The sequence below is a fragment of the Streptomyces sp. RLA123 genome (assembly GCF_056270165.1).
Map to the genome: position 1 here is coordinate 5,580,074 of NZ_JBWDOR010000003.1, position 15,145 is coordinate 5,595,218.

11 protein-coding genes and 1 pseudogene are annotated in these 15,145 nt (G+C 74.4%); 8 read left to right on the forward strand and 4 right to left on the reverse strand.

The genetic code is table 11. The features are described 5' to 3' along the window. The first annotated feature begins 13 nt into the window (after positions 1-13). A complete protein-coding gene (locus RV983_RS25505; protein WP_475988055.1) occupies positions 14-436 on the forward strand; it encodes a hypothetical protein in 423 nt (140 codons plus the stop codon). Between the two features lie 280 nt (positions 437-716). On the opposite strand, the gene RV983_RS25510 is transcribed toward RV983_RS25505, so the two are convergent. Continuing rightward, on the reverse strand, positions 717-1,478 hold the full coding sequence (locus tag RV983_RS25510; protein WP_475988056.1) for an SDR family oxidoreductase: 762 nt from the start codon (positions 1,476-1,478) through the stop codon (positions 717-719). A 34-nt stretch (positions 1,479-1,512) separates the two neighbouring features. Here RV983_RS25510 and RV983_RS25515 point away from each other — a divergent pair, with 34 nt between their 5' ends. Beyond that, positions 1,513-1,827 carry a 4a-hydroxytetrahydrobiopterin dehydratase gene (locus tag RV983_RS25515; RefSeq protein ID WP_475988057.1) on the forward strand — a complete coding sequence of 105 codons (315 nt, stop codon included), beginning with the start codon at positions 1,513-1,515 and terminating at the stop codon, positions 1,825-1,827. A gap of 1,165 nt (positions 1,828-2,992) precedes the next feature. On the opposite strand, the gene RV983_RS25520 is transcribed toward RV983_RS25515, so the two are convergent. Further along, positions 2,993-3,994, reverse strand: a complete 1,002-nt coding sequence (locus RV983_RS25520; protein WP_475990452.1) for a Gfo/Idh/MocA family protein — start codon at positions 3,992-3,994, stop codon at positions 2,993-2,995. A gap of 148 nt (positions 3,995-4,142) precedes the next feature. Between RV983_RS25520 and RV983_RS25525 the strand changes: the two genes are divergently transcribed. The 6 genes and pseudogenes from RV983_RS25525 (at position 4,143) to RV983_RS25550 (ending at position 11,560) form a co-directional block, all read left to right on the forward strand. Beyond that, a complete protein-coding gene (locus RV983_RS25525) occupies positions 4,143-5,435 on the forward strand; it encodes a multidrug effflux MFS transporter (protein WP_475990453.1) in 1,293 nt (430 codons plus the stop codon). Positions 5,436-5,473: 38 nt separating this feature from the next. Further along, complete coding sequence (locus tag RV983_RS25530) at positions 5,474-5,671, forward strand: hypothetical protein (protein ID WP_319662505.1); 198 nt, start codon at positions 5,474-5,476, stop codon at positions 5,669-5,671. Beyond that, positions 5,637-6,728 (forward strand): annotated as a pseudogene (locus RV983_RS25535) (serine hydrolase domain-containing protein); the annotation flags it as partial. The gene RV983_RS25530 and the pseudogene RV983_RS25535, both read left to right, overlap by 35 nt. Positions 6,729-6,840: 112 nt before the next feature. Beyond that, the gene (locus RV983_RS25540) at positions 6,841-8,979 is read left to right on the forward strand and encodes a SpoIIE family protein phosphatase (protein ID WP_475988058.1); all 2,139 of its coding nucleotides are present in this window, start codon (positions 6,841-6,843) and stop codon (positions 8,977-8,979) included. Positions 8,980-9,064: 85 nt separating this feature from the next. After that, positions 9,065-9,769, forward strand: coding sequence for a CDP-alcohol phosphatidyltransferase family protein (locus RV983_RS25545; RefSeq protein WP_475990454.1), 705 nt, complete (start codon positions 9,065-9,067; stop codon positions 9,767-9,769). Between the two features lie 201 nt (positions 9,770-9,970). Further along, complete coding sequence (locus RV983_RS25550) at positions 9,971-11,560, forward strand: methionine--tRNA ligase (RefSeq protein WP_475988059.1); 1,590 nt, start codon at positions 9,971-9,973, stop codon at positions 11,558-11,560. Between the two features lie 588 nt (positions 11,561-12,148). Here the strand turns inward: RV983_RS25550 and RV983_RS25555 are convergent. Together RV983_RS25555 and RV983_RS25560 are read right to left on the reverse strand one after the other, a co-directional pair. Next, a complete protein-coding gene (locus RV983_RS25555; RefSeq protein ID WP_475988060.1) occupies positions 12,149-13,417 on the reverse strand; it encodes an MATE family efflux transporter in 1,269 nt (422 codons plus the stop codon). Then, entirely contained in the window at positions 13,414-15,141 is a 1,728-nt protein-coding gene (locus RV983_RS25560) for a lipopolysaccharide biosynthesis protein (protein WP_475988061.1), read from the reverse strand. Before RV983_RS25560 ends, RV983_RS25555 begins: the two co-directional genes overlap by 4 nt. Between the last annotated feature and the right edge of the window lie 4 nt (positions 15,142-15,145).

The following is a 15,145-nucleotide window of genomic DNA, read 5'->3' on the forward strand; positions in this document are numbered from 1 at the left end:
CGCGGGGACGGACGTGGAGGAGCCGGAGGGCTGCGCCGACGCCGAGACCGACGGACCGCCGGACGGGCTCACCGAGGCGCTGGGCGTCGGCGACACCGCGGGCGGGCCGGTCCTGGTCGCGCGCGGCGTGGGGGACGTGCTGGCCTTCGGGCCGGTGCTGCCGGTTGCGTGGCCGGTGGGTGTGGTGCGCGGGCCGGCGGAGGCGGACGTCCGCGGCCGGGCGCTGCCGGACGGGGACGGAGCCGGGCCCGTCCCCGCCCGGAACAGCCCTGCCGGTGCCGGGGGAGCGGCCTGGTCGGCCGGTACGTCGACCTCTCCCGTCCCCGAGGAGCCCGCGTCGTCCGGCGCTGTGCTCGGTACCCCCGGCAGCGGCAACAGCGTCTTCGGCGCGATCGGCGTCGCGCCGGAGAGGCTGAGTACGAGGGCGGCCGTGTAGAGGGAACAGGCGGCGCCGACCGCCCAGCCGGCCCTGCGGACCATGCGGGCCCGTCGCCCGCTGGAATCGACGAAGACGGGCCCGGGCAGCGATATGAGTTCGGTCTCGGGACCGTCGATCCCGGCACCGGCTTCCGGGTCGTCCACGGGCGGTGGTTCTGACCATACGTCACGGTGGTGCTTGGAGAGCATGCCGCAACGTAACGCGACGCAAGCGGGCCTATGGGACGTATTTCGCACTTGACCGATTCCGTAGGCGAATTGGTCGTTCTCTGCCAGGCTCAGCCGCGTCCGATATACGGCATCTCCGTCGCCATCACCGTCGCGAACTGCATGTTCGCCTCCGGCGGGAGGGATGCCATGTGCACGACCGTGCGGGCCACGTTGATCACGTCCATGCGCGGTTCTGGCACGAGGGCGCCGTTCGGCTGCAGGATTCCGTCCGCCATGCGCTCGGTCATGTCGGTCGCGGCGTTGCCGATGTCGATCTGACCGCAGGCGATCCGGTACGGGCGGCCGTCCAGCGACAGCGACTTGGTCAGTCCGGTCACGGCGTGCTTGGTGGCGGTGTACGCGATGCTCAGCGGACGCGGCACGTGCGCGGACAGGGAGCCGTTGTTGATGATCCGGCCCCCCTGCGGATCCTGCGCCCGCATCGCGGCGAACGCCGCCCGCGCGCACAGGAAGGCGCCGTGCAGGTTGACGTCCACGACCGCCCGCCAGTCGTCGTACGACAGCTCGTCCGGCGGGACGGCGGGGGCTCCCCGGCCCGCGTTGTTGAAGAGCAGGTCCACCCGGCCCCAGCGCGCGGCAACGGCGCCGAACAGCGCCTCCACCGCCTCCGGCCGGGTGACGTCCGTCGGGATGACGGCCGTCTCGCCGGCCGCCGTCGCCGCGGTCTCCCGCAGCGCCTCCTCGCGCCGTCCCGCCAGCGCCACCGTCCAGCCGGCGGCCGACAGTTCCCGGGCCACCGCCCGCCCGATGCCCGAGCCGGCGCCGGTGACGACGGCGATCTTCCTGTCCGCGGTCTTGTTGACGTCCATGGCCCCGCAGCGTAGGCGGTGCGACCATGGCGGCATGCCGCCCTACGCAGAGCCCCTGTCCCACAAGGAGATCGAGGACCGCCTGGCCGAGCTGCCCGGCTGGTCCCTGGCCGACGACGGCGCGACCCTCGAGCGCACCTACCGGCTCCCGCATCTGCCGGGGGCGGTCTTCGTGGTGCACATCGCGCAGATCCAGGACGAGGTCAATCACCACAGCGATCTGACGCTCGGGTACAACACGGTCGCCGTCGCCGTCACCACGCACGCCGCCGGCGGCCGGCTCACGAACAAGGACTTCGACCTCGCCCGCCGCATCCAGGACATCGCCCCGGCGCACGGGGCCGCGTAGCGGGTGCGGCGCCGCGTCGGCGCCATCGCGCCCCGGGTGCGCTGCGAAGCGTCGGGGCCTGTCCGTCTGCCGCTCGCGACCGGCGGCTTGGCGCGGTGGTTCTCTCCCCCTCTCGGAGTCATCGGTGATGCCCGGCCTTGGGGCGTGCGTGTGCAAGGGGCTGCGTAGCGGGTGGGTGGCCGGGGGCGTTCGTGCCGCGGTCTGCCGGACCGCGGGGGCCGGTCGCCTGCGACACCCCGCCGGGGGCTTCCCGTGGCGGGGGCCTCGGGCGGTCGGCAGCGACGTCGGGGCTCTTGCCCGCCGTGTCCGGCCGGGTGGTGCCGGGGGGTTGGCGCGGTGGTTCTCTCCGGCCTTGGAGTCGTCGGTGATGCCCGGCCTTGGGGCCGCGTAGCGGGTGGGTGGCCGGGGGCGTTCGTGCCGCGGTCTGCCGGACCGCGGGGGCCGGTCGCCTGCGACACCCCGCCGGGGGCTTCCCGTGGCGGGGGCCTCGGGCGGTCGGCAGCGACGTCGGGGCTCTCGCCCGCCGTGTCCGGCCGGGTGGTGCCGGGAGGTTGGCGCGGTGGTTCTCTCCGGCCTTGGAGCCGTCGGTGATGCCCTTGGGGCTGCGTAGCGGGTGGGTGGCCGGGGGCGTTCGTGCCGCGGTCTGCCGGACCGCGGGGGCCGGTCGCCTGCGACACCCTGCCGGGGGCTTCCCGTGGCGGGGGCCTCGGGCGGTCGGCAGCGACGTCGGGGCTCTTGCCCGCCGTGTCCGGCGGCCGGGTGGTGCCGGGAGGTTGGCGCGGTGGTTCTCTCCGGCCCTTGGAGCCGTCGGTGATGCCCGGCGTTGGGGCTGCGTAGCGGGTGGGTGGCCGGGGGCGTTCGTGCCGCGGTCTGCCGGACCGCGGGGGCCGGTCGCCTGCGACACCCTGCCGGGGGCTTCCCGTGGCGGGGGCCTCGGGCGGTCGGCAGCGACGTCGGGGCTCTTGCCCGCCGTGTCCGGCCGGGTGGTGCCGGGGGGTTGGCGCGGTGGTTCTCTCCGGCCTTGGAGCCGTCGGTGATGCCCTTGGGGCTGCGTAGCGGGTGGGTGGCCGGGGGCGTTCGTGCCGCGGTCTGCCGGACCGCGGGGGCCGGTCGCCTGCGACACCCCGCCGGGGGCCTCCGGCGGTCGGCGCCCCCGCGCTCCGGCTCAGGCCTCGCCGGGGTAGTGGACGCCGATGCGGTCGCGGACCGTGTCGAGCGTCCGCATCACGGCGAGGCTGCCCTCCACCGGCACCAGCGGCGACTCGGTCTCGCCCGCCCGCAGGCAGCGCATGACCTCCATCGCCTCGTGCTGCAGCCCGTGCAGTACACGAGGCCCGCTGCCCGACGGGGCGGCCGGCGGCCCGAAGACCTCCGGCTCGCTGCCCTCGCGGTGCAGCACGAAGTGCTCGGGGTAGAAGAAGCCGCGCGGGAACTCGATCCGTCCCGTCGTCCCGGTCACCACCGCCGTACGGGCCGTGTCGGCCGTCAGCGAGCAGCTCAGCACCGCCATCGCGCCGCTGTCGTAGCCGAGGACCATGCCGGTGGCGTCGTCGACGCCCTCGGGGGTGAGGTGCCCCCAGGCCTGGACCTCGTCCGGTTCGCCGAGCAGCAGATGGGCGAAGGACACCGGGTAGACGCCGAGGTCGAGCACCGCGCCCCCGGCCTGGGCCGGGTCGCGCAGCCGGTGGCTGGGCTCGAAGGGCCCGGCCAGGCCGAAGTCCGCGTGGACCGCCCGGATCTCGCCGATCGCCCCGTCGGCCACCAGGCCGGTGAGCCGGCGGATCACCGGGCTGCAGTACATCCACATCGCCTCCATCAGGAAGCGGCCGTGCCCGCGCGCGAGCTCGGCCAGCTCGCGCGCCTCCACCGCGTTGACGGTGAGCGGCTTCTCGCACAGCACCGCGCGCCCGGCCCGCAGGCACAGTCCCGCGGCGACGCGGTGCGCGGAGTGCGGGGTGGCGATGTACACCACGTCCAGGTCCTCGTCGTCGGCGAGCGCGGCCCAGCTGCCGTACGCGCGGGGTACCTCGAAGCGGTCGGCGAAGGCGCGCGCCGCCCCGGTACTGCGCGAGCCGACGGCGACGAGCTCCGCGTCGTCCTTGAGCTCCCGCAGGTCGCTCGCGAACGCCGACGCGATGCCGCCGGTCGCGATGATGCCCCACCGGATCCTGCGCCCGGATCCGGCGGAAGAGGCGCCGCCGGGCGTACCGACGGAACCACCGACTGAATCACTCACGGATCTGCCCCCACCTGGTCTCACCCACCTTGTGATGGCTGAGAGCATAGAGAACGATTCATCGACCACGGAGACGCAGATGCCGAAAGCCGGCCCGATCCCGCCCGACCAGATATCCACACCGCGGCCGTCAACCCCGGTACGACGCGCCGCAGACCGCCCAGGAGGCCGTACCGGACTGCTGGTGACTTTCGTCCTCGGCGGCCTCACCGCGCTCCCCGCGCTCTCCATGGACATGTACCTGCCGGCACTGCCGCAGGTCACGGAGTCGCTGCGCAGCCCCGCCGTCACGGTGCAGCTCACCTTGACCGCGTGCCTGGCCGGACTCGCCCTCGGCCAGATGGTCGTCGGCCCGATGAGCGACCGCTGGGGGCGCCGCCGGCCGCTGCTGGCGGGCATGGTCCTGTACGTGCTGGCGACCGCCGTGTGCGCGTTCGCCCCGAGCGCCGGGCTGCTGATCGCCTTCCGGTTGCTCCAGGGCCTGACCGGCGCCGCGGGCATCGTCATCGCCCGGGCCGTCGTCCGTGACCTGTACGACGGGGTCGCCATGGCCCGCTTCTTCTCCACGCTGATGCTGATCTCCGGGGTGGCCCCGATCGTGGCCCCCCTCATCGGCGGCCAGGTGCTGCGGATCACCGACTGGCGGGGGGTCTTCGTCGTGCTCACCGTGGTCGGTGCGCTGATGATCCTCCTGGTGTGGCGCTGCCTCCCGGAGACCCTGGAGCCGGCCGACCGGCACCGCGGCGGTCTGCGGTCGACCCTGCACACGATGCGCGGGCTGCTCGCCGACCGGGCGTTCACCGGCTACATGCTCACCTCCGGCTTCACGTTCGCCGCCCTCTTCGCCTATGTCTCCGCCTCCTCGTTCGTGGTTCAGGAGATCTACGGGGCCTCCGCGCAGACCTACAGCCTGCTCTTCGGTGTCAACTCCGTCGGCCTGGTCGCGCTGGGTCAAGTCAACGGCAAGGTGCTGGTGGGCAGGGTCAGCATGGACAAGGTGGTCGCCGTGGGCCTGGTGGTGATCACGCTGGCCGCGCTGGCCCTGCTGGCGATGACCTCCGGCCTGTTCGGCAGGGCCGGCCTGCTGCCGGTGGCCGCGGGCCTGTTCGTGCTGATGTCGGCGATGAGCCTGGTGCTGCCCAACACCAACGCACTGGCGCTGATGCGGACCCGGCACGCGGCCGGTTCCGCCTCCGCGCTGCTCGGCACGACCTCCTTCCTCGTGGGCGCCGTGGCCTCGCCGCTCGTGGGCGTCGCGGGCGAGGACTCGGCCGTGCCGATGGCGCTGGTGCAGCTGGGCAGCGTGGTGGCCGCGGCGGTCTGCTTCGTCGGGCTGTGCCGCCCCTGGCGGCGTACTGTTGAGGCACGGTGATCCCTGCGATCATTGCCGTGCCGAGTCAGGAGGCAGTGATGACCGAGCCGATCGACGAGAGCAAGTGGGCCTGGAAGACCGCGGACAGTTGCCTGCACACCGGGTCCGAACACATGATCGATCCGGAGGATCTGGTCATGGCCTCCGGCCGTGAGCCGACCCCGGCCCGGCTCGAACAGGCCCGCAAGTTGCTGGAGGAGCATGGCCCCGCGGCTGTCGAGAGGTACCTGCCCTGAAGCGGAGCTGCGCGCGGACGAGTTGAACCGGCTCGTCGGGGACATCACCCCCTTTCTGGAACCCTCGCCCGCCTCCGTGTACCCCTGGTGCGCGGGGGCCGTCGTCCTCGCGGGGCGCGGCGGCACCGTCGCCCTGCACGAGGCGGTGGGCTGGGCAGTGCGATACGGCGGGTACGACGAGCGGTCCGGTCGCGGGGTCGAACTCCCCCGGGACCAGTGGCTGCCGATGCGGCCCGACACGGTCTTCGACCTGGCATCCCTGACCAAGCTGTTCACCGCGGTCGTGGCCGTACGCCGGCTTGAGCCGGACCGCGAGGTGGCCGCCTACGTGCCCGAGTTCGCCGCCGCGGGCAAGCGGCGCATCACCGTGCGGCAACTGCTCGACCACACCTCCGGGCTCCGTCCCGAACTGCCCTTCCACGACCACGCCGACGCGCAGGCGCGAGCGCGGCTGCTGTGGGAGGAGGCGCCGGTCGCCGCGCCCGGCGCCGGGCGGATCTACTCCGACCTCAACCTCATCGCCCTCCAGCACGCCCTGGAACGCGAGACCGGCGAGTCCGTCGACGCCCTGGTGCGCGAGGAGATCACCGGCCCGCTCGGCATGTACGACACCCGCTACAACCCGCCCGCCTCCTGGCTTCCCCGTATCGCCGCCACCGAGGACCAGCGGCGCCCCTGGGGCCGGCTGGACCGCGGCATGCTCCGCGGCTCCGTGCACGACGAGAACGCCTACGCCATGGGCGGCGTCGCCGGGCACGCGGGCCTGTTCTCCACCGCCTGGGACCTGGCCCTGCTGTGCCGCTCCCTGCTCGACGCCAAAGGCTCCCTTCCTGGCTATCCGGGCTTCGAGACGGACGCGGCCTGGTTCATGGGAGCCCTCGCCGGGCGCGGCGCGGCCGGGCACACCGGTTTCACCGGGACCAGCCTGGTGATCGACCCGGCGACCGACTCGTTCCTGGTGCTGCTCGCCAACTCCGTGCACCCGTGCCGCCTTTGGCGGGACGGGAGCGCTCCCCGGGCGGCCGCGGGGACCCGGTTCGCCCGGGCGCTCGGGGTGGGGTGAGCCCGGCCCTGCCGTGATGCCGCCGACACCACAAAAAGGGAATATCGTCAGTAAGGGGACGGTTCGCTTGTTCGGGGGGTGAGGTCCGCCGCCGGAAGGGGAAAGCATGCGGAACCCCGCCGGAGTCGCCACGGACGCCGACGGCACCGGTGCCGCGGGTCCGGGCACGGAGCTGATCGACCCCCCACTGCTCCAGGTGACGCGCGAGACCGGCGCCTCCATCGGCCTGGTCTACCTCCTGGACCCCGACGACCGGACGCTGCATCTGGCGACGCTGGTCGGCGGCCCGCGGTCGTTCGCCGGGCTGTGGGCACGCATCCCGCTGGCCCAGCGCACCCCCGTCTCGGACGCGGTGCGCGACGACCGCCTGGTATGGCTCGGCGGCCCGCAGGAGACCGCCCGGGAGTATCCCCGGATCGCCCTGGTGCTCCCCTACGACTTCGCGCTGGCCGCCGCCCCGATCACGTCCGACGGCAGGTCCTGGGGCGCGCTCGTGCTCTTCCTGCCCGGCACCCACGCCCCCCAGCTGTCGCTGCGGGAGCGCAGCACCGTCCGGGCCGCCTGCCGCCACATCGGCGTACTGCTGCGGGAGGCGACCGACGAGGGATTCCCGCCGCTCCACGGACACCAGCCCAGGATGCTGTCCCCGCAGCGGGCCCGCGTCCACGGCCCCGGTGAGGCGCTGGCGGCGGCCGGTCTCGCCGAGCGGCTCCCCGAGGCGTCCTTCGCGCTGGACCTGGACGGGCGCTTCGCCTTCGTCACCCGGGCCGCCGCCCACCTGCTCGGGGCGGAGATCCCGGCGCTGCTGGGCCGCCGGCCCTGGCAGGTCCTGCCCTGGCTCGGCGACCCGGTCTTCGAGGACAGCTGCCGCGGTGCGCTGATCAGCCTGCGGCCGTCCTCCCTCGCCACGCTGCGGCCGCCCGACCGGTGGCTCTCCTTCGAGCTGTACCCGGACCCCTCCGGCATCAGCGCCCGCGTGACGGCGGCCCCCACCCCCGTGGACGCCGAAACCCCGGCCGCGCGGCTGCCCGAGACGGGCGCGCAGGACCGGGCCGTGGCGCTGTACCACCTCCTGCACCTGTCCGCGACGCTCACCGAGGCCGTCGGCGAGCAGGACGTCATCGACCAGGTCATGGAACAGATGCTGGCCGTCTTCGGGGTGCAGGGTGTCTCCCTGCTGACGGCGGAGGGGGAGCGGCTGCGGATCATCGGCTACCGCGGGTACACCGAGGAACTCATGGCCGAGCTCGACATGTCCCCGCTCACCATGGACAACCCCGCCGTGCGGGTCATGCGGACCGGCGTCCCCGGCTTCTTCGCCACCGTCTCGGAACTGCGCCGGTTCTACCCGGCCGTCGAGGTCCGCGACACCAAGGCGGCCTGGGCGTTCCTGCCGCTGATCGCCTCCGGCCGCCCCGTCGGCACGATCGTTCTCTCCTACGACCGGCCGCACCCCTTCCCGTCCGGGGAACGCAGCGTCCTGACCTCCATCGCCGGCCTGATCGCGCAGGCGCTGGACCGCGCCCGGCTCTACGACGCCGAGCACGACCTCGCCATCACCCTGCAGGCGCGCCTGCTGCCCCGGGTGCTGCCCGAGGTCCCCGGCCTGGACGTGGCCGCCCGCTACGTCCCGGCCACCCAGGGCATCGACATCGGCGGCGACTTCTACGACGTCATCAGCCTCGGCGCGCAGCTGACCGCCCTCACCATCGGCGACGTCCAGGGCCACAACGTCAACGCCGCCGCCCTGATGGGAGAGGTCCGCACCGCCGTCCGCGCCACCGCCGGGGCGTCCCCCAGCGAGGTCCTGGCCCGCTCCAACCGACTCCTGGTCGACCTCGACCCCGGCCTGCTCACCAGCTGCGTCTACGTCCACCTCGATCTGGTCCGGCACCGCGCCCACCTGGCCACCGCCGGCCATCCGCCGGTGCTGCTGCGACGCCCCGGCGGCGGCTGCGAGCTGCTGCGGGTGCCGCCGGGTCCGCTGCTCGGCGTCGACCGCGCCGCCCGCTATCCGACGATCGAGGTCCCGCTGCCGCCGGGCACGCTGCTCGTCCTGTATACCGACGGCCTGGTCGAGGCCCGTGGCGTCGACCTCGACGAGGCCACCGCCGCCCTGGCCGACCACGTCGACCGCGCCGGCGACCTCTCGCTGGACGAACTCGCCGACGCCCTGGTCGAGCAGGCCCGCAGCGCGGCCCCCCGCAGCGACGACATCGCCCTGCTGCTCACCCGCGTGACCTGACATCCGGCCCCTGATCCGGCCGGACCCTGACATGATGTGAAGCGCACGAATGAGGCATTGCGTGGGGGGATGCGTGACGCTAACGATGACCGGCGCGCTGCGTGAGCTGCGCACCGCGCAGAAGTCCGCCAAGGGTGTGTCGCTCTATTCGCGGTACGTGAACCGGCCGGCCGGCCGGGTGCTCGCCGCGGGCGCCTACCGGGTGCGGCTGACGCCCAATCAGGTCACCCTGGTGAGCGCGGTGTTCAGTCTGGGCGCGGTGGCCGCGCTCGCCCTGGCAGGGCCGTCCTGGCCGCTGGCCGGCGCGGTCTGGCTGGGCCTGGTCGTCGGCTTCGCCTTGGACTCCGCCGACGGTCAGCTGGCCCGCCTGCTGGGCCGCGGCAGCCCGGCGGGGGAGTGGCTGGACCACGTCGTGGACGCGGCGAAGATCACCGCGGTCCACTCCGCCGTGCTCATCTCCTTCCACCGCTTCTTCGACCTGCCCTCCGACGGCTGGCTGCTGGTGCCCCTGGGCTTCCAGTTCGCCGCCGTCCTGCTCTTCTGCGGGGGCCTGCTGGCGGACAAGCTGAAGCCCAAGGCCCCGCCCGCCGCGGGTGCGACGGCCGCCGCCCCCGCGCCGTCACGGCTGCGCGCCGTCGCCCTGCTGCCCGTCGACTACGGCGTCTTCTGCCTGCTGTTCCTCACCCTGGGCGCGCCGCGGGTCTTCCTGGCCGCGTACACCGCCCTGTTCGCGGTGTACGCCCTCTACCTGGCCGCCTTCCTGGTGAAGTGGTTCCGCGAACTGCGCTGAGGGGCGCTCCGCCAGGAAATGGCCGGCGCACCCGGTCCGGGCCCGGCTACCATCGGCACATGATCGCGACCGCCTCGTACCGCCGCATGATGCCCCGCTGCCGGGGCTGCTGAGTCGGACGCGTCGCGTTTTCCGAGGCCCTGGACCGGGGCCTCGGCTGTTGTGCGCGTCGGAGCCCCGCCCCCTTCGCAGGAGGTTCCGATGACCACGCACCCCCCGGGTCCCGCACCGACCCCGTTCTACGTCACGACGACGATCCCGTACGTCAACGCCCGCCCCCACCTCGGCTTCGCGCTGGAACTGGTGCAGGCCGACGTGCTGGCCCGGCACCACCGCCGCGCGGGCGGACCGGTGCGGTTCCTGAGCGGCACGGACGACAACTCTCTGAAGAACGTGCTCGCCGCCGAGGCCGAGGGCGTCCCCGTGCAGGAGTTCGTCGACCGCAACGCGGCCGCCTTCGCCGCGCTCGACGGGCCGCTCGCGCTGTCGCTCGACGACTTCATCCGCACCAGCCGCGACCCCCGGCACCGCGCGGGCGTGGAGCGGCTGTGGCACGGCTGCGCGGCCGCCGGCGACCTGTACCGGACGCACTACGAGGGTCTGTACTGCGTGGGATGCGAGCAGTTCTGGACCCCGGGCGAACTGGTCGACGGGCGCTGCGCCGAGCACGGTACCGAGCCGCAGCCCGTCGCGGAGGAGAACTGGTTCTTCCGGCTCTCGCGCTGGACCGGCGTGCTGCGCGAGCTGATCGAGGACGGCCGGCTGCGCATCGAGCCCGCCGCCCGCCGTAACGAGGTGCTGGCCCTCCTCGCCCGCGGGCTCAGGGACTTCTCCGTCTCCCGCTCGCAGCACCGCGCCCGCGGCTGGGGCATCCCCGTGCCCGGCGATCCCGGCCAGGTCGTCTACGTCTGGTGGGACGCGCTCGGCAACTATGTCACCAGCCTCGGGTACGGCGCGGACGGCGCGGACGGCGCGGGATCGCCGGAGTACGAGCGGTGGTGGGCCGGCGAAGGGCGCCGCGTGCACTTGGTGGGCAAGGGCGTGCTGCGCTTCCACGCCGTCTACTGGCCCGCCATGCTGCTGTCGGCCGGACTGCCGCTGCCCACGGACATCCTGGTCCACGACTACCTCACCGTCGGCGGCCGGAAGATCAGCAAGTCCGCGGGCGGCACCGTCGACCCGGTCGAACTGGCCGCCGCGTACGGCACCGACGCCGTGCGGTGGTGGCTGCTGCGCGAGGTGCCCAGGACCGGGGACGCGGACTTCACCCGCGAACGGCTCGTCGCCCGCGCCGACGCGGACCTCGCGGGCGGCTTCGGGAACCTGGTCAACCGGGTCGTCACCATGGTCCACCGTTTCCGCGGCGGCACGGTGCCCGCGGATCCCGGCGGGGCGCCGGAACCGGGTACGGAACGCCTGCGCGCGGCCTGCCGCGACGCTCCGGCGGACATCGCACGGGCCCTGCACGAGGTCGACTTCCGGGGCGCCGCCGCGGTGGTGTGGCGGATCGTCGACGAGGCCAACCGCTGCATCGACGAGACCCGGCCCTGGGAACTCGCCCGCGCGGAGCGCCACCACCGCAACGCCCCCGCGGGCGTGCGCCTCGACGCCGTCCTCGCCGCCCTCCTCGACGCCTGCCGCACCCTCGGCGACGAACTCGGGCCCTTCCTCCCGCAGGCCGCGTCCCGGATCGCCGCCCAATGCGCCGCCGGGCCCGAAGGCACCCTCCCGGCGCCTGTCCCGCTCTTCCCCCGTCTCGCGACGGCGCCGGAGGCGCCGTCGGCGCCCTGACCTGTCGGAGGACTCAGGCGGCTGCCGATCCGGGGCCGTCGGCCGTGCCGGGCGCCGATCCGCGGTGGCCCGGCCGCCGGTGGTGTCCGTGGGCGCGGGGCCGGTGCACGGCGGACGAGGGCGTAGGCATGTCGTACGTGCGCGTCCGCAGGGGCGTCGGTGCTCGGGGACGGGGTGGTCAGGCGCCTGCCGGGGTCGGTTCGCGGCGGATGAGGGTGACGCGGGTCCACGGGACGGCGGCTTTGCGGGTGGGCAGTTGGCGTGCGTGTCGGCGAGGCGGCGGCCGGGTCGGCGCCTTTCGGGTTCGCCTCGGGAGGCAGGGGCGGTGACGGCTGGTCGTACGTGCGCGTCCGTAAGGGGGTTGGTGCTCGGGGACGGGGTGGTCAGGTGCCTGCCGGGGTCGGTTCGGGGTGGATGAGGGTGACGCGGGTCCACGGGACGGCGGCTTTGCGGGTGGGCAGTTGGCGTGCGTGTCGGCGAGGCGGCGGCCGGGTCGGCGCCTTTCGGGTTCGCCTCGGGAGGCAGGGGCGGTGACGGCTGGTCGTACGTGCGCGTCCGTAAGGGGGTTGGTGCTCGGGGACGGGGTGGTCAGGCGCCTGCCGGGGTCGGTTCGGGGTGGGGGTCCTGGCCGGCGGTGGCGGCGGCGGTCTCGCGGCGGACGAGGGTGACGCGGGTCCACAGGACGGCGGCCTTGAGGGCGGAGCCGACGGCCAGGCCCCAGGCCGCGCCCGGGACGCCGGCCAGGGCATAGCCGGAGATCATGAAGGCGATGGAGGCGAGGGAGAAGACGACCTGGATCGGAAGGGTCGCCCGCGGCTGGAGAACGCGCAGGGTGAGCAGGGCGCTCGTGCCCGCCGCGATGGCGGCGTACTGGGTGCCGGTCGCGGGGAGCAGGCCCTCCGCGGCCGGCCATGTGGCGCCGAGGAGCTGGTGGCCGAACCGGCCGGGCAGGGCCGTCAGCACCCCGGTCCACGCGGCGGCGACGGCGGCCAGGATCCCGGCGAGCACGGCCGTGGCCCGGACCTGGCCGCGCATGCCGGGCACGCGGCCGAGCAGAGGCGGCCCGAAGGCGGTGGCGGAGTTGAAGAGCACGTTCATCGGCCCGAACAGGGTCGTCGTACCGCGCAGCGCGCCGACCGCCAACGGGCTGGCGAACAGACCGAGTCCGACGACCGCGAGCTGGCTGGAGGCGTTGCCGACCCCGTACTCGACCACGAACCGGCGCCCCAGGTGCCCCTTGCGCAGGAAGCGCCGCAGGTCCGACGGCGCGCCGCGCAGCCGGGGCGCGAGCAGCGCGATGCCCGCGAGCAGTGCGGGCACCGCAGACAGCCCCCACACGGCCACCAGGCGCGCGGGCCCGGTGCCGTGCGGCTGAAGGGCGAGCGCGGGCAGGGCGACCGCGAGCCGCAGCACGTCGCCGACGAGGGCGAGATGCGGCAGGCGGAGGGTGGAGAAGCAGTAGCGCAGCCCGTCCTGCGTGAGGACCAGGGGCAGTACCAGCCCGAGGACCGCCAGCGCCCGCGCCGTCGCGCCCGGTACGAGGACGAGAGCCGCCGCCATCGTGGCGCCGACGACCGACGAGGCGGCGGCGACGAATCCGGCCGCCGAGCGGCACGCGGCGCGTACCGCGGAGTCCTCGCCGCGCTCCAGCACCAGTGCCTGGCCGACGTAGGAGACGCTGACGCCGAGCAGCACGGAGAAGACGGCGTAGACCATGGAGAAGACCGAGAAGCCGGCCGCGCTGGACAGCCGGGCGGCGACCACGAGCACGAGGATGTTCGTGAGCGCGGCGACGCCCTGGTCGAGCACGGAGCAGACGATGGCGGCCTTGGCGCCGGGCGCCGGCCGCCCCGTCACCGGGTCACCGTGCGCAGTGGGATGGTGTCCGTCGTCTTGTCCTCCGCCGAGAGGGCGGGAGGCGTGGCCGTGGCCGGACTCTCGGTACCCGCACCGGTACCCGCACCGCCCGCACCGGCGCCCGTGCCGCCCGCACCGGTGGCCGCGGCGCGCGGCGCGGCGGCCTTGCGGTTGCGCCGGGCCAGCCGCCGCCGTGCCCATCGGCCGCCGCCCGGCGAGCTGTGCAGCACCGAGCCCAGCACGGTGCTGCCCGCGCCGCTGATGAGCTGCCGCACCCGGTCCAGGTCGGCGCGGTGCACCGCGTGCGGGTCGGCGACGACGAGGACGCCGTCGATGCGGTCGGCCAGCGCCAGCGCGTCCGCGTACGTCAGGACCGCCGGCGCCAGGACGACGACGGCCGACCCCGGCTCGTCGGCCTCCGCGAACAGCCGGCCGGCCGCGGACGAGGTGAGCGCGCGGGCCACATTGCGCACGCGGCGTCCCGGCACGAGGTCGAAGGAGCCCGACTCGCCCGCGTCGACGGGCACTTGCATGCCGGCCGGCCAGCCGCCCTCGCTGAGCTGCGGGGAGCGTGCCCAGCCGGGCCGGGAGCCGTCCGCCGCCCGCAGCCGTGCCGACAGACCGGGGGTGCGCAGATCGGCCTCGACCAGCAGCACGTCCATGCCCATCTCGGCGAACGAGGCGGCCAGGTTGACGGCCACCGCGGCGGCCGTCTCGCCGGTGCCGCGCGGGGCGACCACCAGCAGCCGCCGCCGGTCGGCGAAGCGCTGGTCGTAGGCGAGCCGGAAGGCGACGGAACGGTACTCCTCGGCGAGCCGCGGGTCGGCGTGGTCGACGGCGAGCAGCGGCCCGTTCCTGGTGCGCGGCAGCGTGCCCAGCACCGGCGCGCGCAGCGCCCGCACCACGTCCCCCTCGGAACGCGCGGTCGGGTCGAAGACCAGCCGCACCCAGGCGGCGAGCAGGCCGACGGCGACACCGACGAGCGCGCCGAGGCCGAGCATCATCGGCAGCCCGGGGCCGGAGGGCGCGGCCGGGGCGGTCGCGACGCGGTTCCAGCTGCCGGGGGTGGTGTCCAGCGACTGCAACTCCGTGATGCGGCTGCTGAGTTCGGAGATGCGGCCGACGAGCGTGGCCTGCACGGTGGTGGCCGCGTCGAGGGTGGGCCCCTCGCCGAGGTTGGCGATCTGGGCGTCGAGCTCCTTGCGCTGCTTGACGACCGGGTCGAGCTGCTTCTGCAGGCCGTGCACCGTGTTCTTGATGGTGTTCTCGGTGTTCTCCTTGCGCGCGTCCATGAACGCGGTGGCCAGGGCGTTGGCCCGGCGGGCCGACTCGTCCGCGTCGGTCCAGGTGTACGCGAAGCGCAGCACCACGGTGTTGGGCGGGTTGGTGACCTGAAGGTCGGACTGGAGCTCGGGTACCGCCCGGGAGGACAGCCCAAGACTCCTCGCGGCGCGCTTGGCGATCTCGTTGCTCATCGCGGTCTGCCGCTCCGAGCCGATGTTGATCGACTTGTCGGGCGAGGACGCCCCGGCGGCGAACGGGTCGGTCGTGGCCGCGCGCAGCACCACCTCGCTGGTGGCCACGTAGCTGTCGCTGCCCGTCAGCGCCAGGTAGCCGCCGCCCAGCAGGCCGAGCAGCACACCCGTCACGAGCAGCGCGCGATAGCGGATGAGCTGCCGGAACTGGTCCCGGAGAAGATCCGGTTCGTCCTGTGCCTCGGACATCTGC